The organism is Pseudomonas sp. AF32, assembly GCF_022342325.2.
Classification (GTDB): domain Bacteria; phylum Pseudomonadota; class Gammaproteobacteria; order Pseudomonadales; family Pseudomonadaceae; genus Aquipseudomonas; species Aquipseudomonas uvaldensis.
On the sequence record NZ_RQJK02000023.1, the window covers coordinates 1 to 20050 of the forward strand.

The 20050-nt window shown below is 60.5% G+C and carries 21 protein-coding genes; 6 read left to right on the forward strand and 15 right to left on the reverse strand.

Features of this window, described 5'->3' with window-relative positions; translation table 11 throughout:
• Window positions 1-182: 182 nt before the first annotated feature.
• The 6 genes from msrQ to EGM97_RS20385 all read right to left on the reverse strand — a co-directional run bounded on the left by msrQ (window position 183) and on the right by EGM97_RS20385 (window position 6165).
• Window positions 183-803, reverse strand: a complete 621-nt coding sequence (gene msrQ, locus EGM97_RS20360) for a protein-methionine-sulfoxide reductase heme-binding subunit MsrQ (protein WP_238964058.1) — start codon at window positions 801-803, stop codon at window positions 183-185.
• A complete protein-coding gene (msrP, locus tag EGM97_RS20365; RefSeq protein WP_238964056.1) occupies window positions 803-1819 on the reverse strand; it encodes a protein-methionine-sulfoxide reductase catalytic subunit MsrP in 1017 nt (338 codons plus the stop codon). Before msrP ends, msrQ begins: the two co-directional genes overlap by 1 nt.
• Window positions 1820-1894: 75 nt before the next feature.
• The gene (gene pssA / locus EGM97_RS20370) at window positions 1895-2740 is read right to left on the reverse strand and encodes a CDP-diacylglycerol--serine O-phosphatidyltransferase (RefSeq protein ID WP_053153452.1); all 846 of its coding nucleotides are present in this window, start codon (window positions 2738-2740) and stop codon (window positions 1895-1897) included.
• A gap of 144 nt (window positions 2741-2884) precedes the next feature.
• Window positions 2885-3901 (reverse strand): ketol-acid reductoisomerase, encoded by a 1017-nt coding sequence (ilvC, locus tag EGM97_RS20375; protein WP_022641000.1) that lies wholly within the window; start codon window positions 3899-3901, stop codon window positions 2885-2887.
• 45 nt (window positions 3902-3946) lie between these two features.
• A complete protein-coding gene (gene ilvN, locus EGM97_RS20380; RefSeq protein WP_003205610.1) occupies window positions 3947-4438 on the reverse strand; it encodes an acetolactate synthase small subunit in 492 nt (163 codons plus the stop codon).
• A 2-nt stretch (window positions 4439-4440) separates the two neighbouring features.
• Window positions 4441-6165, reverse strand: a complete 1725-nt coding sequence (locus EGM97_RS20385; RefSeq protein ID WP_238964046.1) for an acetolactate synthase 3 large subunit — start codon at window positions 6163-6165, stop codon at window positions 4441-4443.
• A 401-nt stretch (window positions 6166-6566) separates the two neighbouring features.
• Here EGM97_RS20385 and EGM97_RS20390 point away from each other — a divergent pair, with 401 nt between their 5' ends.
• On the forward strand, window positions 6567-6992 hold the full coding sequence (locus EGM97_RS20390) for a DUF4124 domain-containing protein (protein ID WP_238964045.1): 426 nt from the start codon (window positions 6567-6569) through the stop codon (window positions 6990-6992).
• A 6-nt stretch (window positions 6993-6998) separates the two neighbouring features.
• On the opposite strand, the gene EGM97_RS20395 is transcribed toward EGM97_RS20390, so the two are convergent.
• Genes EGM97_RS20395 through mrcB form a run of 3 tightly spaced genes read right to left on the reverse strand, consistent with a single transcriptional unit; the run spans window position 6999 to window position 10394 of the window.
• Window positions 6999-7328: a YqcC family protein gene (locus tag EGM97_RS20395; protein ID WP_238964042.1), complete on the reverse strand. Its 330-nt coding sequence runs from the start codon at window positions 7326-7328 to the stop codon at window positions 6999-7001.
• Window positions 7328-8059 carry a tetratricopeptide repeat protein gene (locus EGM97_RS20400; RefSeq protein WP_238964039.1) on the reverse strand — a complete coding sequence of 244 codons (732 nt, stop codon included), beginning with the start codon at window positions 8057-8059 and terminating at the stop codon, window positions 7328-7330. The genes EGM97_RS20395 and EGM97_RS20400 overlap by 1 nt, the downstream gene beginning before the upstream one ends.
• A gap of 16 nt (window positions 8060-8075) precedes the next feature.
• Window positions 8076-10394 carry a penicillin-binding protein 1B gene (mrcB, locus tag EGM97_RS20405; protein WP_238964037.1) on the reverse strand — a complete coding sequence of 773 codons (2319 nt, stop codon included), beginning with the start codon at window positions 10392-10394 and terminating at the stop codon, window positions 8076-8078.
• Window positions 10395-10543: 149 nt separating this feature from the next.
• Here mrcB and EGM97_RS20410 point away from each other — a divergent pair, with 149 nt between their 5' ends.
• The 3 genes from EGM97_RS20410 (at window position 10544) to EGM97_RS20420 (ending at window position 13035) form a co-directional block, all read left to right on the forward strand.
• Window positions 10544-12100: a bifunctional aminoglycoside phosphotransferase/ATP-binding protein gene (locus EGM97_RS20410; protein ID WP_238964034.1), complete on the forward strand. Its 1557-nt coding sequence runs from the start codon at window positions 10544-10546 to the stop codon at window positions 12098-12100.
• Between the two features lie 90 nt (window positions 12101-12190).
• A complete protein-coding gene (locus tag EGM97_RS20415) occupies window positions 12191-12532 on the forward strand; it encodes a pentapeptide repeat-containing protein (RefSeq protein ID WP_053153470.1) in 342 nt (113 codons plus the stop codon).
• A 230-nt stretch (window positions 12533-12762) separates the two neighbouring features.
• Complete coding sequence (locus tag EGM97_RS20420; RefSeq protein ID WP_072398649.1) at window positions 12763-13035, forward strand: TfoX/Sxy family protein; 273 nt, start codon at window positions 12763-12765, stop codon at window positions 13033-13035.
• 237 nt (window positions 13036-13272) lie between these two features.
• Here the strand turns inward: EGM97_RS20420 and EGM97_RS20425 are convergent, their stop codons facing one another.
• From EGM97_RS20425 to EGM97_RS20440, 4 genes are read right to left on the reverse strand one after another with little or no spacing between them, the layout of a single operon-like run.
• A complete protein-coding gene (locus EGM97_RS20425; RefSeq protein WP_238964032.1) occupies window positions 13273-14112 on the reverse strand; it encodes a ChaN family lipoprotein in 840 nt (279 codons plus the stop codon).
• A gap of 21 nt (window positions 14113-14133) precedes the next feature.
• Window positions 14134-14901 (reverse strand): heme ABC transporter ATP-binding protein, encoded by a 768-nt coding sequence (locus tag EGM97_RS20430; protein ID WP_238964024.1) that lies wholly within the window; start codon window positions 14899-14901, stop codon window positions 14134-14136.
• On the reverse strand, window positions 14901-15884 hold the full coding sequence (locus EGM97_RS20435; RefSeq protein WP_238964062.1) for a FecCD family ABC transporter permease: 984 nt from the start codon (window positions 15882-15884) through the stop codon (window positions 14901-14903). Before EGM97_RS20435 ends, EGM97_RS20430 begins: the two co-directional genes overlap by 1 nt.
• Window positions 15885-15934: 50 nt before the next feature.
• On the reverse strand, window positions 15935-16813 hold the full coding sequence (locus tag EGM97_RS20440) for a heme/hemin ABC transporter substrate-binding protein (protein ID WP_238964022.1): 879 nt from the start codon (window positions 16811-16813) through the stop codon (window positions 15935-15937).
• A gap of 190 nt (window positions 16814-17003) precedes the next feature.
• On the opposite strand from EGM97_RS20440, the gene EGM97_RS20445 reads away from it, so the two are divergent.
• The gene (locus tag EGM97_RS20445; protein ID WP_238964020.1) at window positions 17004-17321 is read left to right on the forward strand and encodes a Rieske (2Fe-2S) protein; all 318 of its coding nucleotides are present in this window, start codon (window positions 17004-17006) and stop codon (window positions 17319-17321) included.
• On the opposite strand, the gene sfsA is transcribed toward EGM97_RS20445, so the two are convergent.
• Together sfsA and EGM97_RS20455 are read right to left on the reverse strand one after the other, a co-directional pair.
• Entirely contained in the window at window positions 17277-18032 is a 756-nt protein-coding gene (sfsA, locus tag EGM97_RS20450) for a DNA/RNA nuclease SfsA (RefSeq protein ID WP_238964019.1), read from the reverse strand. The genes EGM97_RS20445 and sfsA overlap by 45 nt on opposite strands.
• Window positions 18032-19204 carry a pyridoxal phosphate-dependent aminotransferase gene (locus EGM97_RS20455; protein WP_238964017.1) on the reverse strand — a complete coding sequence of 391 codons (1173 nt, stop codon included), beginning with the start codon at window positions 19202-19204 and terminating at the stop codon, window positions 18032-18034. Before EGM97_RS20455 ends, sfsA begins: the two co-directional genes overlap by 1 nt.
• A gap of 338 nt (window positions 19205-19542) precedes the next feature.
• On the opposite strand from EGM97_RS20455, the gene dksA reads away from it, so the two are divergent.
• A complete protein-coding gene (gene dksA / locus EGM97_RS20460) occupies window positions 19543-19986 on the forward strand; it encodes an RNA polymerase-binding protein DksA (RefSeq protein WP_072398641.1) in 444 nt (147 codons plus the stop codon).
• Window positions 19987-20050 lie beyond the last annotated feature (64 nt).

The window sequence follows — 20050 nt, forward strand, 5'->3', positions numbered from 1 at the left end:
AGAAGATCGAACCGTCAACTGAGCCCAAGAACGGCTCTAGCGACTCCTTCCGTGCTTCGATGACCTGAAGCCCCGCTTCACCGAAACTTACTTAACTCATTGAATTTCAAGGAGTTTACCGTTTCGACTGCGCCGGAAGTGGGGCGAATTATAGAGACTCAGAATCTGCCGTCAACCCTTAATTATGCTTTTGTTGAAAAAGGAACCTTGCGTCCCATTAGACGCGGGATCCGACGCATCACCGGCGGGACTCTCAGCACCAGCAGTAAGACGCCTATGCCAGCATAGATAGCCCATTCCTGAAGATCCGCCCGTACGATCCACAGCATATGTAGCAATCCAAGCCCGAGTATCGGATAGACCAAACGATGCAACTTTTTCCAGCGTGCACCCAATCGCCGTTGACTATAACGGTTGGAGGTAAGCGCCAAGGGCAATAAGCCGAGAAAGCCAAGCACACCGACGATGATGTAAGGCCGCTTGCTCAACTCGATCCCCAACTGCGACCAGTCGAAACCAAGGATGAAAGCCAGATAGCTGGACAGGTGCAACACCACATAGGTAAAGCACCACAAGCCCAGTTGACGCCGGAAAGAGATCCACCCTGCCCACCCCGTCAATTTCTGCAGCGGCGTCATGCTCAAGGTAAGCAGCAAAAGAATAAGCGCCCCCAAACCAAGCCTGTCCACCAACACTTTGCCAGGGTCAGGACCCAACGCATTCATCAGCGCCTGATAAAGCCATAACAACGGCCAGACAGCCGTTGCCACGAAAATGCCGATTCGCCACAGCGGAAAACGCATCAGTAGTCCTTCCTCAAATCCATCCCCGCATAAAGAGAAGCGACCTCGTCCTGATAACCATTGAACATCAAGGTATCGCGCACGTTGGGACTGAATAGCCCGCTCGGCAAACGACGCTCATGGGCTTGCGTCCAGCGCGGATGATCCACCGTCGGATTGACGTTCGCATAGAAGCCGTACTCATCTGGCGCGATGCTTTGCCATGTCGTTTTGGGCTGTTCGCTGACCAGGCTGATACGCACAATGGATTTCACACTTTTGAAACCGTATTTCCATGGCACCACCAACCGCAATGGCGCGCCGTTCTGGTTCGGCAACTCGCGTCCATACATGCCAACCGCGAGGATGGCCAGCGGATTCATTGCCTCGTCCAGCCGCAGTCCCTCGACATAGGGCCAGTCGATCAAGGCAAAGCCAGAACGCTGCCCGGGCATGACCTTGGGGTCCTGCAGTGTTTCAAAGCGTATGTACCTGGCCTTGGAGGTCGGCTCAACCTGCTTGAGCAAGGCAGAGATGGGGAAACCGATCCAGGGAATGACCATCGACCACGCCTCAACACAGCGCAAGCGATAAATCCGCTCCTCCAGTTGGTAAGGTTTCATGAAGTCCTCCAGAGCATAACGCCCCGGCTTACCCACCTCGCCGTCCACCACAACGCTCCAGGGCTCGGTTTTCAAGGAGCCCGCATTGGCAGCCGGATCTCCCTTGTCGGCCCCGAACTCATAAAAGTTGTTGTAATGGGTCGCGTCCTTGAACGGCGTCACCGACTCATCCTTGACGACGACCGCCCCCCACTGGGTAGACGGCAGTTTATCGGCGAACCAGGACGGTGCCTTGCCGGGCTCTACATCGGGATAACGTGCGGCGTCGGCAGCATATGCCCAGTGTGGCAGGCCACCCATGGCAAGGCCAGCCACCATGGTTGCCCCCAACATTTGACGACGGGACAGGTAGAGGGATTCAGGGGTGACGTCCGATTCACGGCAATCGGACGACTTGGGGATCTTGATCAACATGACGACTCCGCAGCATTGGAGGGCAGATGCACCAATAGACTGCGGAGTATGGGGGAAATTACATTAAGGCAACGTTTAGCGTCGGCGAAGGCGCAACAGGTACTGCACCGGCCCGGAAGCGGCATACGCGAGGAACACCAGCAGCAGGATCCGTGGCGGATCACTGAAAACCACCGCGAAGACCAGTACCACCGCCAGAATCGCAACGAACGGCACGCGCCCTTTCAGATCCAGCTCCTTGAAACTGTTGTACTTGATGTTGCTGACCATCAGCATACCGGCTGCTGCTACGAGCAAAGCCACCAGGAAAGACATTTTCGACCCCTGGATGCCATAGTCGCTGAACGCCCAGACAACCCCAGCCACGACACCTGCCGCAGCCGGACTGGCCAGGCCGATGAAATAGCGTTTGTCAGCCTTGCCGACCTGGGTATTGAAACGCGCCAGACGCAACGCGGCGCCCGCCACATAAATGAAGGCGACCATCCAGCCAACCTTGCCCATGTCTCCCAGCGCCCAACCAAACGCCAACAATGCCGGGGCCACGCCAAAGGCAACCATGTCGGACAGCGAATCATACTCAGCGCCGAACGCGCTCTGGGTATTGGTCATGCGCGCCACCCGCCCGTCCAGGCCGTCGAGCACCATGGCGACAAAGATAGCAATGGCGGCGAAGGCAAAATAACGACTCGCCCCGGCACTATCGCCAGCGCTCAATGCAGCCTGGGCGCTCATGGAACTGATGATGGAATAGAAACCGGCGAACAGGTTTGCGGTGGTGAACAGATTTGGCAGCAGATAAATGCCACGATGCCGGACCTTGCGGCCTTCAGCGTCATGACCTTCTTCGACGTGCTCATCGATGGGCAGCATGCTTTCGGCGTCAGGAGCCTGGTTTGGCTCGTCGGGACGTTCGCTCATGGACAGTACCTTGCAACGGTGTGAAAAATTTCGACAGGTGTCTGGGACGACGGTTCGGCCGCAAACGATGCAGCTTTATACCAGAAGCCGTCGCTCAAACGAAAAAACGCGGCCGAAGCCGCGTTTTCCGATCAAGCTCGCGACTCAGTTCTTGGTTTTGTCGACGATCTTGTTGGCGCTGATCCAAGGCATCATCGAGCGCAGTTGCTCGCCGATGATTTCGATACCGTGGGCAGCGTTGTTGCGACGCTTGGCGGTCATCGAAGGGTAGCCGGTGGCACCTTCGCTGATGAACATCTTGGCGTATTCGCCGTCCTGAATACGTTTCAGGGCATTGCGCATGGCCTGACGGGACTCGGCGTTGATCACTTCCGGACCGGTCACGTACTCACCGTACTCGGCGTTGTTGGAGATCGAGTAGTTCATGTTGGCGATGCCGCCTTCGTACATGAGGTCAACGATCAGCTTCAGCTCGTGCAGGCACTCGAAGTAGGCCATTTCTGGAGCATAGCCCGCTTCCACCAGGGTTTCGAAACCGGCCTTGACCAGCTCGACGGTACCGCCGCACAGAACGGCTTGCTCACCGAACAGGTCGGTTTCAGTCTCGTCCTTGAAGGTGGTTTCGATGATGCCGGTACGACCACCGCCAACGCCGGCAGCGTAGGACAGGGCCACGTTCTTGGCGTTGCCCGAAGCGTCCTGGTAGATGGCGATCAGGTCAGGGATACCACCGCCCTTGACGAATTCGGAACGCACGGTGTGGCCCGGAGCCTTCGGCGCGATCATGATCACGTCGAGGTCAGCACGCGGCACGACCTGGTTGTAGTGGATCGAGAAGCCGTGGGAAAAGGCCAGAGTAGCGCCCTTCTTGATGTTCGGTTCGATTTCGTTCTTGTACAGCGCGCCCTGGAATTCATCCGGGGTCAGAATCATGACCAGGTCGGCGGCGGCAACAGCAGTCGCCACGTCAGCCACTTTCAGACCATGGGCTTCTGCCTTGGCGACGGTAGCCGAGCCTTTGCGCAGACCGACGGTTACGTCGACGCCGCTGTCTTTCAGGTTGCACGCCTGGGCGTGACCCTGGGAACCGTAACCAATGATGGCGACTTTCTTGCCCTGGATGATCGACAGGTCGCAATCTTTATCGTAGAAAACTTTCATGAATTTCCTCTCTATCCGGCCATTCAGGCCATTCGCTAATTTGGTTTAGATGCTCAGCACTTTGTCGCCACGGGCAATCCCGGTGACGCCACTGCGTACGGTTTCCAGAATCGAGGCAGTGCCGATCGACTGAATGAAGCTGTCGAGCTTGTCGCTGGTACCGGTCAACTGAACGGTATAGACGCTGGCGCTGACATCGACGATCTGCCCACGATAAATATCGGTGGTGCGTTTGATCTCGGCGCGCTGCGCGCCGGTGGCCTTGACCTTGACCAGCATCAGTTCGCGCTCGATGTGAGCACTTTCCGACAGATCCACGAGCTTGACTACCTCGATCAGCTTGTTCAGGTTCTTGGTGATCTGCTCGATGATTTCATCGTGGCCCACGGTGGTCAGCGTCAGACGCGACAGAGTCGGGTCTTCGGTTGGCGCCACGGTCAGGCTTTCGATGTTGTAGTTGCGCTGCGAGAACAGGCCCACTACACGAGACAGAGCACCCGGTTCGTTTTCCAGAAGCAGGGAAATAATATGTCGCATGATTAGGTACGCTCCGTCTTGCTCAGCCACATATCGCGCATGGAACCGTCTTTGATCTGCATCGGGTAGACGTGTTCGCTGGTGTCCACCTGGATATCGAGGAACACCAGGCGGTCCTTCATGGCGAAGGCTTCTTCAAGCCCGGACTTCAAGTCCTTCAGGTCGGTGATGCGGATCCCCACGTGACCATAGGCTTCGACCAGCTTGACGAAGTCCGGCAGCGACTCCATGTAGGAATGCGAGTGACGGCTGCCGTAGCTCATGTCCTGCCATTGACGAACCATACCCAGCACGCCGTTGTTCAGGTTGACGATCTTCACCGGCAAACCGTACTGCATACAGGTGGACAGCTCCTGGATATTCATCTGGATACTGCCTTCGCCCGTGACACAGGCGACGTCGCTATCCGGGAAGCTCAGCTTCACGCCCATGGCCGCCGGGAAACCGAAGCCCATGGTGCCCAGGCCGCCGGAGTTGATCCAGCGGTTGGGCTTGTTGAACTTGTAGTACTGTGCGGCGAACATCTGGTGCTGGCCCACGTCGGAGGTCACGAAGGCGTCGCCCTTGGTCACTTCGCACAGGGTCTCGATCACGGTCTGCGGCTTGATCACGCTGCCATCGCCCTTGTCATAAGGGAACAGGCCACGGTCGCCACGCCATTCGTCAACCTGCTTCCACCAGCTGGCGACGGCCTCCTTGTTCGGGGTCTCGCCGATTTCCTTGAGGATGGCGACCATTTCGGTCAATACGCTTTCCACTGGCCCAACGATCGGCACGTCTGCCTTGATGGTCTTGGAAATGGACGCCGGGTCGATGTCGATATGGATGATCTTCGCGTTCGGACAGAACTTCGCCGGACCGTTGATGACCCGATCATCAAAACGCGCGCCAACGGCCAGGATCACATCCGCATGGTGCATCGCCAGGTTGGCGGTGTAGCTGCCATGCATGCCGAGCATGCCGATGAACTGACGATCGGTGCCCGGGAATGCACCCAGGCCCATCAGCGTATTGGTAACCGGCAGGTTAAGCATCTTCGCCAGTTCGGTCAGCGGCGCGGAGCCACCACCGAGGATCACGCCGCCACCGGAATACAGCACGGGACGTTTGGCCGCCAGCAGCATTTCGGCCGCCTTGCGGATTTGCCCGGAGTGGCCGCGTACGGCCGGACTGTAGGAACGCAGCTTGGCTTTTTTGGGGAAGACGTATTCGAATTTCTCGGCCGGGTTGGTCATGTCTTTCGGGACATCGACCACCACCGGGCCCGGACGACCGGACTCGGCCAGATAGAAAGCCTTCTTCATGACTTCCGGGATTTCCGAAGCGTGCTTGATCATGAAACTGTGCTTCACGATCGGCCGGGAGATACCGATCATGTCGGTTTCCTGGAACGCATCGGTACCGACCATGGTGCTGGGCACCTGACCGGAGATGATCACCATCGGAATGGAGTCCATGTAGGCAGTGGCGATACCGGTGATGGCGTTTGTGGCGCCAGGACCGGAAGTCACCAGTACCACGCCGGCCTTGCCGGTGGCACGGGCGTAGCCGTCAGCCATGTGGGTTGCTGCTTGTTCGTGACGAACCAGGATGTGGGTCACTTCCGGTTCTTTGAACAGGGCATCGTAGACATGAAGAAGAGCACCACCCGGGTACCCATAGATATATTTGACGCCTTCGTCACGCAAGAAGCGGACGAGCATCTCACCGCCAGATAAAAGCTCCACGTTGTTCACCTCTAAAACGCCAGAATACCGACCCTCGGGAAAGGGGACGGGTCTTAATAGGTTTACTTCTCGGCAGAGCATGAGCGACGGTGGTCGCCGACTACGTCAGCACTGACTGAGCAAGTATTGGGATCGTCCCAAGTGTTGCGGGCCTTTCCCACCCAGCGCGAGGTAACGCGTTGCGGGTGTAACAGGTCGACGCGGATATGCGCCTCATGATCTGCCGAGTGGGTCTGCTTCTGGCAGTCCCTCTACAGCGGACTTTGGATTCTTCTGTTTCGCCTTCTGCAAGTCAAGTCGTCTATGTGCTTTATTCAAGTAAGCGCATGAGAACGCAAGAAAAAACCTTTAAACGGCAACTGTGTTAGCTTCAATTGCGCAACCCAAGACAAGGAAACAGCATGCGAACGTTATTGTTGACCGCCGGCCTGCTGGTCGGCCTGAGCCCGATGTGCATGGCCGGCCAGGTCTATAAGTGGGTGGACGCCCAGGGTGTCACCCACTTCGGCTCCCAGCCTCCTCAAGGCACGGAAGCCACCACCGTGATCAAATCCGCTGCGCCGCCCGCCGGCAAACCGCCAGCGCCCCCTTCCGGCGGCGCCATTGGCGACCAGAAGGCCATCGACCAGGACGTGAAGAAACAGATCGCCGAGCAGGAAGCCCAGCTCAAGGTCTTCTGCGAACAGGCCCGGACCAACCTGGCGCAGCTGCAGAACAATCCCAGGCTGCGCGAAGAGGTAGAAGGGGAAATGCGCCGTCTTACGGACGAAGAGCGGAGCCAGCGTATCGATGAAACGCGCAAGCAGATCGAAGAGCACTGCCAGTGACGGCGGTTAACTGACCTCTGCGATCAATTGGTCGAACTGCGCCAGCAACCGTTGCAGTTCTATGCCCTGCCCTGGCCGCTGGGCATAGACCATCTCGGCCATGGCCAGGATGCCCGAGGCATTGGGCAGCGGCAGATCGTTTTCCAGGATGCTTTTCATCCGTGGCAGGAAAATCCACTGCAGCCACTGCTCGAAATCGAGGGTGTCGACCGCGAACGGCTCGACGCTGGCCAGCGCTTCGACCGAAGGCGAAACGCTGCTCCACCACCCCTGAACCCGTAGCTCTCGCTCGATCAGCAGCAACTGATCGGCGATCCGAGGGAAACGAACGTCCATCAGAGCGCAACCTTGGCCTTCTGACGGGCCAGCGCCGCGCCAGCGGAATCGCCCTGCTTCTCGCGAGCCTGGGCGATCAATTCCCACAGGCTGGCCTGAAGTGCCGGACGGCCACTGGTGAATGTCAGGCCACGACGGGCCAGTTGCTCGGCTTGTGGCGCATCGCCCTGGGCCAGACGCACCTGGGCCAGGCGATAGAGAACCTGGGGCTCACGAGGCGCAACGCGCTGCGCACGCTCCAGGCTCGACGAAGCACCGTTGAGGTCGCCACCGGCCTGTTGTTGCTGCGCCGTGGTCAGGAGAGCCAATACCGGTCCGTCCAGTTGTTCATCCGCAGACAAACCGCCGCTGTTGGACGGCGCAATGCTGCCGGGGGTCGACGGCATGCTGTAGCTACCCTGGTCGATTGGCGAACCACTGACAGGTCCGGGCGTAATCGGACCCGACGTGACCGGCCCTGGCGTGATCGGCTGGCTACTGATCGGAGCCGAAGTGGCGCCGCCACCCGGTACCATGACCACGACGCCGGAATCACCCTGAGGAATTGCCTGGGCCTGCCCCTGCGCCGGGCGCTTTATCGTCGTCTGGCGGAAACCGCCGCTGGCGGAGACCCGCTCGCTATTGGAAACCGCCGTGCCGGCATCCACCACCGGAATCGAACCACGTTGCACGGTGGAGCAACCGCTGAGCAAAGCCACGGCAGTCACCGCTGGAATCAACCACTTGTTCACTTGAAACCCTCTTTGCTTAATTCATCCAGTCCTTGACCCAATCCATCACCGATTCGGCGGGATTCGTACTGCCACAGGCGGCACCGGGTGGCGGTTCGCTGCCGCGAATATACGGCATCTGCACCGCTCCCGGACAATTGGCGTCAGAGCCCTGTCCGGTATGGGAATCTACCCAGGCCTGGACGATGTTGTCCGGTTGCGGCATGTCCAGCGGCAACGGATCGGCCTTGCGCATGAAGCTGGTCCAGACTTGCAACGCGCCGGTGGCCCCGGTGAATGGCGTCTTGCCATTGTCATCACGGCCAAGCCAGACCACAGCCAGCAGGTCCTGGCTGAAACCTGCGAACCAGCTATCGCGCGAGTCATTACTGGTACCGGTCTTGCCTGCCAACGTCAAAGTCCGGGGCAACACGTTATAAACCGAACTGCCGGTGCCTTCACGCATGACACGTTGCATGGCGTTCTGGATCAGATAAATGGAAGCCGGATCGAAGCGCTGCTGGATCTGGAACGGATAACGCTTGAGTGGCTCGCCGTCTGCGGTGAGCACGCTGCGGATACCGCGCATCGGCGTATTGAAGCCGCCATTGGCCAGCGTCTGGTACATGGCCGCCACTTCAATTGGCGTAAGACCGCCGGCGCCCAGCAACATTGATGGGAAGGCCGGCAGTTCGCGATTGACACCCAGGCGGGCCAGGGTCTTGAGCACATTCGGCACACCGACTTCCATTCCAAGGCGCGCAGTCGACAGGTTGTAGGAATGCGCCAAACCCTGGTACAGGAACACCGTGCCGTGAGTACGGCGGTCATAGTTCTGCGGTTTCCAGACCTGGCCGTCTGCCCCCTTGACTGAGAACGCTTCGTCGGACAGCCAACTGGTCAAGGTGTACTGGCTCGGTTTTTCCAGAGCCGTGAGGTATACCGCCGGCTTGATCAGCGAACCAATCGGACGCACCGCATCCAGCGCCCGGTTGAATCCGGCAAAGCTGGCCTGGCGACTGCCGATCATGGCTTGCACCTCACCCGTTTCGGGGTTGGTCACTACCATCGCGGCCTCGACCTCGTCCGCGCCCTTGCGCCCACCCAATCGCTTGAAGGTGTCTTCGACCGACGCTTCGGCCTTCATCTGCAGGATCGGGTCGAAACTGGTGAAAATCCGCAGGCCTTCTTCGGTCAGGTCTTCGTCGCGGTAGTCCTCACGCAACTGACGTTTGACCAGATCAAGGAAACCGGGAAACGAGCTATCCGCCAGGCTGCCGCGCTTGGTCACGCCCAATGGCATTTTCTTGGCCGCCTCGACTTGCTCGGCCGTCGCCACGCCCTGTTGCTGCAACAGATCGAGCACCAGGTTGCGCCGCTCCAGGGCGCGCTCGGGGTTGCGACGCGGGTTATAGGAAGAAGGCCCCTTGACCATGCCCACCAGCAATGCCACCTGGTGCAGCTTGAGCTCGGACAGGGGCTGACTGAAGAAGAACTGGCTGGCGAGACCGAAACCGTGCACCGCCCGCTGGCCATCCTGGCCGATGAACACCTCATTGAGGTACGCCTCGAGGATCTCCTGCTTGTCGTAATGCAACTCCAACAGCAGCGCCATCATGGCTTCGGTGAGCTTGCGGGTGAGGCTGCGCTCGTTGGTCAGGTAGAAATTCTTGACCAATTGTTGGGTCAGGGTACTGCCGCCCTGGCGCATGTGGCCTGACGATGTGTTGACCCAGACAGCCCGGGCAATCGACTTGGGCGAAACGCCAAAGTGGTGATAGAAATCGCGGTCCTCGACGGCGATCAGCGTGTCGATCAGGAACGGTGGCACCTGGTCGATCTTGATCAGGATCCGGTCTTCCAGATTCTTGGGGTACAGGCCACCAATCAGCAGGGGCTCAAGGCGCACCACCGAGAGATTCGTATTCTTGGCGCCAGTCAGCGCAGCCACATAATCGCCGGAAAAACGCACGCGCACCGATTGCGCCTGCTCCATGCCTTCGTAGAACTGGAAGCCACGGGTATTGAGGTCGACGGTATTGCCGTTGACGGAAGCGGCGCCCGGCCCGTTGGCCACGCTCTCGCGGCGGTAGCCCAAGGCATCGAGCTCGGTGAGGAAGTCGTCCCGGCTCAGTTTCTGGCCGACGAACAGCTCCAGGGGACGTGCGTAGACCTTGGCCGGAATCATCCAGCGTTTGCCGGAGAATTTTTCCTGGACGATGGCATCGAGGTAGACGGCAAAACCGACGAGCACGACAAGGCCCACCAGGCTCAGTTTAAGGGCCCAGCCCAACCAGGGCCGCAGGCGGCTGGCGGGTGGTTTCTTTGGGGTACGGGGGGATCGGGTACGAGTCATGGCGGCGGATTATACGCACTTTGCGACGGTTCAACATGAGCCTGCAAAACGGTCTGACAGAACGGAGCGGTCAGCCCCTGCGGTTTGCGTTAGCGCCGCTTGCAGCCATAATGACGGCCTTGAATTTTCCAGACTCTGAAGGATCGCCTGTGAGCCAGTCCCTGATCGCTGCCCTGCAAAACCCGGCCCTCTTCCCCCACCCCGTCGAAGGGTTCCAGGTCATCGAAACCCACATTTCCTGGGTCTTGCTCACCGGCCCTTACGCCTACAAGTTCAAAAAGCCGGTCAACTTCGGTTTCCTCGACTTCACCGACCTCGAGGCCCGCAAGCATTTCTGCGGTGAAGAACTGCGCCTGAACCAGCGCCTGACCCAGGATCTTTACCTGGAAGTGCTGCCGGTGACCGGCAGCGTCGACGCCCCACAGCTGGGCGGTGACGGCCCGGCCATCGAATACGCCCTGAAGATGCGCCAGTTCCCGCAGAGCCAACTGCTCAGCACCTTGCAGGCCAATGGCGAACTGACGACTGCCCACATCGACGAGATGGCCGAGCAGATTGCCCGCTTCCACCTTTCCACGCCCAAGGTCCCCGCCGAAAACCAGGCCGGCACTCCCGACAGCGTGATGGCACCGGTTCGGCAGAACTTCGAACAGATCCGCCCGTTCCTCAGTGACAAAGCTGACCTGGCTCAGCTCGAAGCGTTGCAAGCGTGGGCCGAAAGCAGCTTCGAACGCCTCAAGCCACTGTTCGCCCAACGCAAGGCCGAAGGTTTCATCCGTGAATGCCACGGCGACATCCACCTGGGCAACGCCACCGTGATCGACGGCAAAGTGGTGATTTTCGACTGCATTGAATTCAACGAGCCGTTCCGCTTCACCGACGTTTACGCCGACACCGGTTTTCTGGCGATGGACCTGGAGGACCGCGGTCTCAAATCGTTGGCCCGGCGATTCGTCAGCCAGTACCTGGAGCTGACCGGCGATTACCAGGGCCTGGAACTGCTGAACTTCTATAAGGCCTACCGTGCTCTGGTCCGGGCAAAGGTCGCGCTGTTCAGCATGCCGGCCGAAGCCGACCCAGTGCAGCGAGCCACTACCCTGCGCCAATACCGCAATTATGCCAACCTGGCCGAAAGCTACAGCACCATCCCTTCACCGTTCCTGGCCATTACCCATGGTGTTTCGGCGGTGGGCAAAAGCCATGTCGCGATGCGCCTGGTGGAGGCGCTGGGCGCGATTCGCCTGCGTTCGGATGTAGAGCGCAAGCGTCTGTTCGGCGAGCAACAGGTGCCGAACGACCCACAGGCCGGCATTTATAGCAGCAACGCCAGCAGCGCCACGTATGCACGCCTGCATGAAATCGCCGGCGCCATTCTGCGCGCAGGGTTTGCGGTGGTCATCGATGCCACCTACCTCAAACATGACCAGCGCGACGCGGCCGCGAAAATCGCCGAAGCGACAGGCGCCCCGTTCCTGATTCTGGACTGTGATGCACCGCAAGCGGTCATCGAAAGCCGCCTGGCACAGCGTCAGGCAGACCGTAAGGACCCGTCCGACGCCAACCTGGCCGTGATCGCCGCCCAACAGGCCAGCCGCGAACCCCTGACACCGGAGGAAATTCTGTGCAGCAAGCCGGTCCAGACCAATGAAAGCGTGACACTCGACGAGGTCGTCGCGCAGATTCGCCAGCGCCTCCCTGGCCTGTAAACCACTATCAGGCCGTGAAGCGACGCCCGGCTTCACGGCCGACAACTGGTGGCACTATACTGGCGTCATAAAACCAACAGGTGCTATGACATGAGCCATCCCAAGCTTCTCAATACCCCGCTTTATGCCTTGCTGCGCAAAGACGACATCGCGGGCTTCAACAGCGAGCGCCCCCAAGGCCCGGTCGACATGCGTGGCGGCGACTTCCGTGGCCTGGATCTACGGGAGCTGAACGTGGACGACGTCGACTTTACCGACGCGTACTTCCGCTCCGCCGACTTGCGCGGCGTCGATTTTCGCAAATCCAAACTGGAAGGCGCGAGCCTGGCCCACGCGCAGATATCCGGCGCTTATTTCCCGCCGGAACTGTCCGCCGACGAAATCCTCATGTCGATGAACTTCGGCACCCGGTTGCGTTATCGCACCCGCTGATGGCTCCGCTGGTGGGGCAGCTGGTGGGGTAGATACGACTGAGCACCACTGTTTCCAGCGCCCCCGCTTGCGCTGGATAGGGGCATGCCGATGTGTGCCGCGCTGTGTCGTGCGTTATGCCTTAGAAGCTTTTGCGACGATTCCGATCAAAGAATCACGCTTTTCCTACTGAGCGCTACACTCCTGAAAAGCTTGCCCACTGCAACAGTCGGCCGTCGCAAGGAGGCTCGATGAATGATGAATTGCAACATCTGAAAAACCTGGGCAAGACATCGGCCCAGTGGCTGCACGCCGTAGGCATCCACAGTGCTTCCGATCTGCGTCGGCTCGGAGCGGTCGACGCCTATCGCGCCGTGCGTACTCGTGGATTCCGGGCATCGAAAGTATTGCTATATGCCATCGAAGGCGCCTTGATGGATGTGCACTGGAACGACATCCCTGCCGAACGCAAGGAAGCCCTGAATCAACAGCTGGATGCCATTTCCACGCGCCACAAAGCCTGACCAAACCCGCTACCTGACGATGCGCGACAGACCGCCTTGGAGTATTTCGAGGTTTCGTTAAAAGAAAGTTTGACTTGGTAATGAGAATCGCTATGATTACCACATCCGGTCGCGAGACTGGTCGATATTTGAACAGCCCTTGGTTCGGACTCTCAGATATCTCCTCATCAGGCTAATCACGGTTATTCGACCCGGCTTTTGCCGGGTCTTTTTTTGCCCGCGGGACCGGTGCTCACCCTACCCCCCACGCATCTGAGCGCAATAATCCACCGCTGGCTTGGCTGGCGTGTACCACACGTAATCCGCCATGGCTGACGTTACCTCGCTGCCCTCCTCCGCCAGCATCAGGACCTTTGGCGCTTCTGACGCACCGAGATCCAATGTATGCAGCGGCACGCCAACGTCCTTGCGTCCATGCCAGGCGCCAGCAAACAACAAGGCGGGCTTCGGCGCCTCCAGCAATCGCTCGGCCATCCGCCGATCACGCTGTTGCTGGACGGCCAGCATGGCCGGCATTTTCGACGCTGGTAGCAGGCCACAATGCGAATCCCTGATCTGCCCCAGCAGTTGATCCTTCACGGCCGCCGCATTGGAGCGAGCCCCCGTCAGGCTCGATGACTGCCGGTAAAATCGCTGGATCTCGACGGTATCCAGGTTGGCAGCCAGCAGCGGATAGGGTTGTACCAGGGCAAATGTGATAACCGGCCCATACAGGTTCCAGTCCCAACCCGGCGACCAACCCAGGGCGGCAGGCAAATCCTGCGGCAAGACCGGTGACCGGCGGACCGCGTCGACCCGAGGTTGCTGCTCCGGCGTCAGCATTTCCAGCAACAGACTGCCCTGGCTCCGCTGCCCGTCCAGGGCCTGGAGCAACCACAATTGCAAGGCGTGATGATCCTGGTTGTCGTGTTGTTCGCCCACGATCAGCCGTGGAGCCTTTGCCAACTGCTCGACCAGCGCCTGGGGCGTGACGGCGCTGCCGGTGTGCAAATCGCGAATACGCCCGCTGAGCGGGGGCGGCGAGAAGCTCTGGCAAGCGGTCAATAGGCTCAGGAACAAGATCAGGATCAGGCGCACAGCGTCATCCTCATTGAGCCCTTAACGGGCGATGATCAATGGATGTCCGCGCTCCGGGTGGGGTTGCACCAGCACTTCAAGGCCGAATACCGCCTTGAGCGGTTCCGGGCGCAGCACATGTTGCGGTGTGTCCAGGGCCACCGGCCGGCCGGAGGCAAGCAACAACAGACGATCACAGTAGCGCGCCGCCAGGTTCAGGTCATGCAGAATCACCAGCACGGCACCGCCTCGATCTGCAAAATCACGCACCGCTTGCAGGATCGTATGTTGGTGCAACGGATCGAGCATTGAAGTCGGCTCATCCAGCAGCAAGGTCTGTCCTGCTTCCCCCGGCCATAATTGCGCAAGTACCCGCGCCAAGTGGACTCTTTGACGCTCGCCCCCCGACAACGCCAGGTAACTGCGACCCTGCAGATGCGCAGCGTCTGCGGCTTGCAGGGCCGAGGTCACGATTTGCTCATCTCGTGCACGACCGCTTTGATGCGGCAGGCGCCCCATGCCGACGACTTCTTCCACGCGAAACGCAAAATCCAGGGTCGAGGACTGCGGCAATACCGCAAGACGACGGGCACGTTGAGTGCCGTCCCACTGGACCAGGGGTTTCTCATCGAGCCAGACCTGTCCCTGGGTCGGGCGCAATTCACCACACAGGCCCGCCAGCAAGGTGCTTTTACCGGCACCATTGGGTCCAAGCACTCCGAGTACTTCGCCGGGATTGAGCGCCAGATCAACCTCCGCCAGCACCGTTTTCCGACCACGCTGAATGTGCAGGCTCTGCGCTCGCAACATCAGGCACGCCCTCGCAACAATAAATAAAGAAAGAACGGCGCTCCGATGAACGCCGTGACAATGCCGATCGGCAGCTCCGCCGGGGCCAGTGCCAGACGCGCCACCAGATCGGCGAACAGCAGCAGGCTTGCCCCCGCCAACACAGAGGCTGGCAGCAGGACGCGGTGGTCGGGACCGGCCATCAGCCGTACCAGGTGGGGCACCACCAGCCCGACAAAGCCGATCATGCCCGCCGCCGCTACCGCAGCGCCGACACCCAGGGCGGTGCAAAACACCAGTTCACGCTTGAGCTGTTCGACATCGATCCCCAAATGCGCGGCCTCGGATTCACCCAGCAACAGCGCGTTGAGGGCCCGCGCCCGCCGTGGCAGCCACAGCGAAACACCAGCGCTGACCAGCAGCAACGGCCATAAGCGCGCATAACTGGCACCGTTGAGGCTGCCCAGGTTCCAGAACGTCAGCGTACGCAGGGTCGCGTCATCCGCCAGATAGGTGAACAGGCCGACCGCGGCCCCGGACAATGCAGTGAGAGCAATGCCGGCCAGGAGCATGGTAGCGACATGGGTCTGGCCGTTGCGTCGTCCCAGGCGATAGACCAGCGCCGTGACCCCGAGCCCGCCAAGGAATGCACACAGCGACAGCAGGTAAGGGCCGAACACTTCGGGCAGCCCGCCCAACGCGGCCCCGCCGACGATGGCGAACGCCGCGCCCAGTGCAGCGCCGCTGGAAACGCCCACCAGGCCCGGATCCGCCAGCGGATTGCGAAACAGCCCCTGCATCGCTACGCCGGACAACGCCAGCACGCCGCCTGTTGCCAGGCCCAACAGCGTGCGCGGCAAACGTATCTGGCCAAGGATCAGTTCAGCCTGCTCCAGATTGTCGGCGGCCACCGGCAACCCCGACAGGCGTAACGCCGCGCGTGCAGTATCGAGCAAGGGCAGGCTCACCGGGCCCAGGGCCAGGGACAACCAGATCGCCAACAGACACAGCAGCCCCAGGCCGATAAACAACGTACGCGGCTTGACCAGTGGCGTCATGGCGTATTGGCCGTCTCATTCGGGTAAAACCGGGCCGTCAGGGCCGCGAGGCTTTGGGGCAAGCGAGGCCCCAAACCGCCCACCAGCAAGGTTGGATCAAGTTCCACGACACGCCCGTCCCGGGCGGCTCTGGTCGAGGCCAGAATCGGGTTGTCCTTGAACAGTGCCGCACGGGCCGCTTCGCCACTCAAGGCACGGTCGGCAAATACCAGCACCTCGGGATTCAATCCGGCCAGGGCTTCCACGGAAAAAGGTTTGTAACCACTGTGGGACGCCAGATTGCGGCCACCGGCCTGTTGCAGCAGCCAATCGGCGGCTGTGTCTTTGCCTGCGATCAGTGGCTTGCCGCCCGCATTCCCCAGCACCAGCAACACGCCGGGCGCCTGTCGCTTCAACTGGGCTTGCGCCACTCGCGCCTGTTGCCGGACGAGCTGCTGTTGGAAATGCTCGAACAACTGCGCGGCCTTCGCGTCAGCCCCCAGCAGGCGGCCCAGGTGCGCTAGATTGTCCTGTAGCGTCGATAAGTCGGGCGTGGCCGAGAACAGTTCCACCTGTACCCCGGCACTGCGAATCTGCGACAACACCGGCGGCGGGCCCATTTCTTCGGTGCCCACCAGGATCTGCGGACGCAGGCTCAGCACACCTTCCGCCGACAGTTGTCGCTGATAGCCGATACTGGGCAAGGCCCGCAGGGATTCAGGATGCTGGCTGGTGGAGTCAACCCCTACCAGCTTCGATTCCCCGCCCAGGGCACTGACCCATTCCGACAATGCCCCACCGGCACTGACCCAGCGTTGCGGCAACTCGGTCGAGCCGACCTGCTGGCTGGCCAGCAATGCGACACAAAGTGCGACTACGCGGATATTCAGGCGCATCTGGCAGCTTCCTCAAACGAAGTTGTTCACAGGAGCGGGCATTGCCCCGCCATGCCAAGTATCCTCGACGACCTGCGAAGGAGGAGCCATTTGATAATTGTTTTCATTTGACCGTCAAGCGTGGACATCCAGAACCGATATGCAAGCGGGCCCCCTACAGCCCGCCGCCGTCGGGCTATTGAGGACCTACATGAAATTTCTGTGTGCCAATACAGATTTGCCTGACAACGGCAGTCGCGGTTTCGACATCGAGGGGCGCAAGGTGCTGGCCGTGCGTCGTGCGGGTCAGGTGTATGTCTATCTCAACCGCTGCCCTCATCGCGGCGTGCCGCTGGAATGGCAACCGGACCAGTTCCTCGACGCCAGTGCCAGCCTGATCCAATGCGCGACCCATGGCGCGCTGTTCCTCATCGAAAGCGGCGAGTGCGTGGCCGGCCCCTGTGCCGGTCAGTTCCTGGCCGCCCTAGAGAGCCGGGAGGACGAGCGAGGCATCTGGGTTGAGCTGTAGCGGCTCAAGCAGAACCGGCAACGCACGGTCTACCCACATCTGCTGGGGCGTCAACGTGACGCCATAGGCCAGCACCTCCACGCCTGCCGCCACCGCCTCGCGTAACGCGGCCGCATAGAACGGATCGATTTCCTCGGCGGGACGCACGGCGTCGATGCCACTCAGGTTGACGCAATACAGCTGCACCGCACGCACGCCTTGTCGAGCCAGACAGGCCAGCTCCCTCAGGTGCCTGGCGCCGCGCTGGGTCACGGCATCGGGGAACGCGGCGACATTCGTCCCCTCGAAGCCCAGCGTGACGCTCTTGACCTCGACCCAGGCCGAGCCGTGATCGTAATCCAGGCGAAAATCGATACGGCTGTTCTCCACGCCATAGGCCACCTCACGCTTCAAGCCGGTGAAGCCGTTCAGCTCAGTGATCACCCCGGCGCGCAACGCCTCTTCGATCAACGCGTTGGCCCGCGCCGTATTGATGCAGGCCAGCCGTCCGTGAGGGGTCTCGCCTATTTCCCAGGTGCCGGGCAGCTTGCGCTTGGGGTCGCTGGAGCGACTGAACCAGACGCGCGCGCCTTCGGCCATGCAATTGAGCATCGAACCGGTGTTCGGGCAGTGAATGGTCAGTTGCTCGCCATCGACGGTTTCGATATCGGCGAGAAAACGCTTGTAGCGCCGGATCAGCCGACCTGCTTCCAACTCAGGAGAAAATCGCATCAGCCTTGCCAGCTCCGCAGCCCGCGGGCAATGCGCTCCACCGCTTCCTGGAGCCGTGGCAGGCTCTGGGTATAGGCGAAACGCACGTGATGCCCGGCCTGATGACGCCCGAAGTCCAGCCCTGGCGTGAACGCCACGTGTTCGGTTTCCAGGAAATGCTGGCAGAAGGCAAACGCATCGCCACCAAACGCACTGATATCAGCGTAAAGGTAAAACGCACCTTGCGGCTCGACCGCAATGCCGAAACCCAGCTCACGCAAGGCCGGCAGCAGGAAGTCGCGGCGCAACGCGAACTCGGCCCGACGCTGCTCGAAAATCTCGATAGTGGCCGGCTCGAAGCAGGCCAGCGCCGCATGCTGGGCCATGCTGGGTGCACTGATGTAAAGGTTCTGCGCCAGCTTTTCCAGCTCAGCGACCGCAGCCGAAGGGGCCACCAGCCAGCCCAGCCGCCAACCGGTCATGCCGAAATACTTGGAAAAACTGTTCAGGACAAAGGCCTCGTCATCGACTTCCAGCACGCTGGCGGCATCGGTGCCGTAGGTCAGGCCGTGGTAGATCTCGTCCACCACCAGATGGCCGTTGTGCCCCTTGATGGCCGTGGACAGCCCGGCCAACTCGTCCCGGGTGAGGATCGTCCCGGTGGGGTTGGCCGGCGAAGCCACCAATGCGCCAACGCTGTCCTGATCCCAGTAACGGTTCACCAGGTCCGGTGTCAGCTGGTAACGCACATCCGGGCCCACCGGCACCAGCTGCGCCGCGCCCTCCACCAACCGCAGGAAGTGGCGATTGCAAGGGTAACCGGGGTCGGCCAACAGCCAATGCTTGCCCGGATCCACCAGCAAGGCACTGGCCAGCAACAACGCACCGGACCCGCCCGGAGTGACCAGGATGCGCCGCGGATCGATCGCCACGCCGTAGCGCTGCTCATAGAAACCGGCGATGGCCTCGCGTAGCTCGGGAATTCCGCGAGCTGCGGTATAGCGGGTCTTGCCCGCCGCCAGCGCGGCCTGGCCGGCCTGGATGATCGGCTCGGCCGTGGTGAAGTCCGGTTCGCCGATCTCCAGGTGGATGACGTCGTGCCCGGCGGCCTGCAGTTCGTTGGCGCGGGCCAGCAGCGCCATGACATGGAAAGGTTCGATGGCGCGGCTGCGCGCACTGTAGGGCTGAGCCATGGGCCTTCCTTCGCGTAAAAAGAACCGATTCTACCCAACTCGCAAACGCGTGCGGGAACGAGCATCGATTCAAATGGGTCTGAGCCGTTGGATTGCAGGAAATGACTCCGGCGATTGACCCAGGCTTGACTAGAATCAAGCATTGAGCAGGATGACAGTTCCACCGGAGCGAACCCGACCGCGCCTCACAAAGCCCCGCCCGCCGCAGGCTCGACAACCGGGAGTAGCGCGGCCCGATTCGATCTGGTAAGTTCGCCCGCTTGCAGCCGCAGGGCCGGCAGGTGTCGGTGATGGAGCAATCCTGCGTAGTGGATTACAAGAGTAGAGGCGGTCCATTCATGCCCACCCAAGCAAAGCAGAATCAAAACCAGTCGCTCAGCGGGTTTGAGCCTTATGTCCCTAAAGAGGGCGAAGAGTACATGGGCGCCCCCATGCGTGCTCACTTCACCAGGATCCTGAACAAGTGGAAGCAGGACTTGATGCAGGAAGTCGACCGCACCGTGGACCACATGAAAGACGAAGCGGCCAACTTCCCCGATCCGGCCGACCGTGCCAGCCAGGAAGAAGAATTTAGCCTCGAACTGCGTGCCCGTGACCGTGAACGCAAGTTGATCAAGAAGATCGACAAGACGCTGCAACTGATCGAAGACGAAGAGTACGGCTGGTGCGAATCCTGCGGCATCGAAATCGGTATCCGCCGACTGGAAGCCCGCCCGACCGCCGACCTGTGCATCGACTGCAAGACCCTGGCCGAAATCAAGGAAAAACAGGTCGGCAAGTAATCGCCGGGCTGTAACAAAAAACGGAGCGTCCACACGCTCCGTTTTTTGTTTCTGGTATGAACAC

What these genes read in the sequence shown, in the direction of transcription:
- msrQ (WP_238964058.1), bottom strand. Translation starts at nt 803, where the DNA reads ATGCGTTTTCCGCTGTGGCGAATCGGCATTTTCGTGGCAACGGCTGTC.
- msrP (WP_238964056.1), bottom strand. Translation starts at nt 1,819, where the DNA reads ATGTTGATCAAGATCCCCAAGTCGTCCGATTGCCGTGAATCGGACGTC.
- pssA (WP_053153452.1), bottom strand. Translation starts at nt 2,740, where the DNA reads ATGAGCGAACGTCCCGACGAGCCAAACCAGGCTCCTGACGCCGAAAGC.
- ilvC (WP_022641000.1), bottom strand. Translation starts at nt 3,901, where the DNA reads ATGAAAGTTTTCTACGATAAAGATTGCGACCTGTCGATCATCCAGGGC.
- ilvN (WP_003205610.1), bottom strand. Translation starts at nt 4,438, where the DNA reads ATGCGACATATTATTTCCCTGCTTCTGGAAAACGAACCGGGTGCTCTG.
- EGM97_RS20390 (WP_238964045.1), top strand. Translation starts at nt 6,567, where the DNA reads ATGCGAACGTTATTGTTGACCGCCGGCCTGCTGGTCGGCCTGAGCCCG.
- EGM97_RS20395 (WP_238964042.1), bottom strand. Translation starts at nt 7,328, where the DNA reads ATGGACGTTCGTTTCCCTCGGATCGCCGATCAGTTGCTGCTGATCGAG.
- mrcB (WP_238964037.1), bottom strand. Translation starts at nt 10,394, where the DNA reads ATGACTCGTACCCGATCCCCCCGTACCCCAAAGAAACCACCCGCCAGC.
- EGM97_RS20415 (WP_053153470.1), top strand. Translation starts at nt 12,191, where the DNA reads ATGAGCCATCCCAAGCTTCTCAATACCCCGCTTTATGCCTTGCTGCGC.
- EGM97_RS20420 (WP_072398649.1), top strand. Translation starts at nt 12,763, where the DNA reads ATGAATGATGAATTGCAACATCTGAAAAACCTGGGCAAGACATCGGCC.
- EGM97_RS20430 (WP_238964024.1), bottom strand. Translation starts at nt 14,901, where the DNA reads ATGTTGCGAGCGCAGAGCCTGCACATTCAGCGTGGTCGGAAAACGGTG.
- EGM97_RS20440 (WP_238964022.1), bottom strand. Translation starts at nt 16,813, where the DNA reads ATGCGCCTGAATATCCGCGTAGTCGCACTTTGTGTCGCATTGCTGGCC.
- EGM97_RS20445 (WP_238964020.1), top strand. Translation starts at nt 17,004, where the DNA reads ATGAAATTTCTGTGTGCCAATACAGATTTGCCTGACAACGGCAGTCGC.
- sfsA (WP_238964019.1), bottom strand. Translation starts at nt 18,032, where the DNA reads ATGCGATTTTCTCCTGAGTTGGAAGCAGGTCGGCTGATCCGGCGCTAC.
- EGM97_RS20455 (WP_238964017.1), bottom strand. Translation starts at nt 19,204, where the DNA reads ATGGCTCAGCCCTACAGTGCGCGCAGCCGCGCCATCGAACCTTTCCAT.
- dksA (WP_072398641.1), top strand. Translation starts at nt 19,543, where the DNA reads ATGCCCACCCAAGCAAAGCAGAATCAAAACCAGTCGCTCAGCGGGTTT.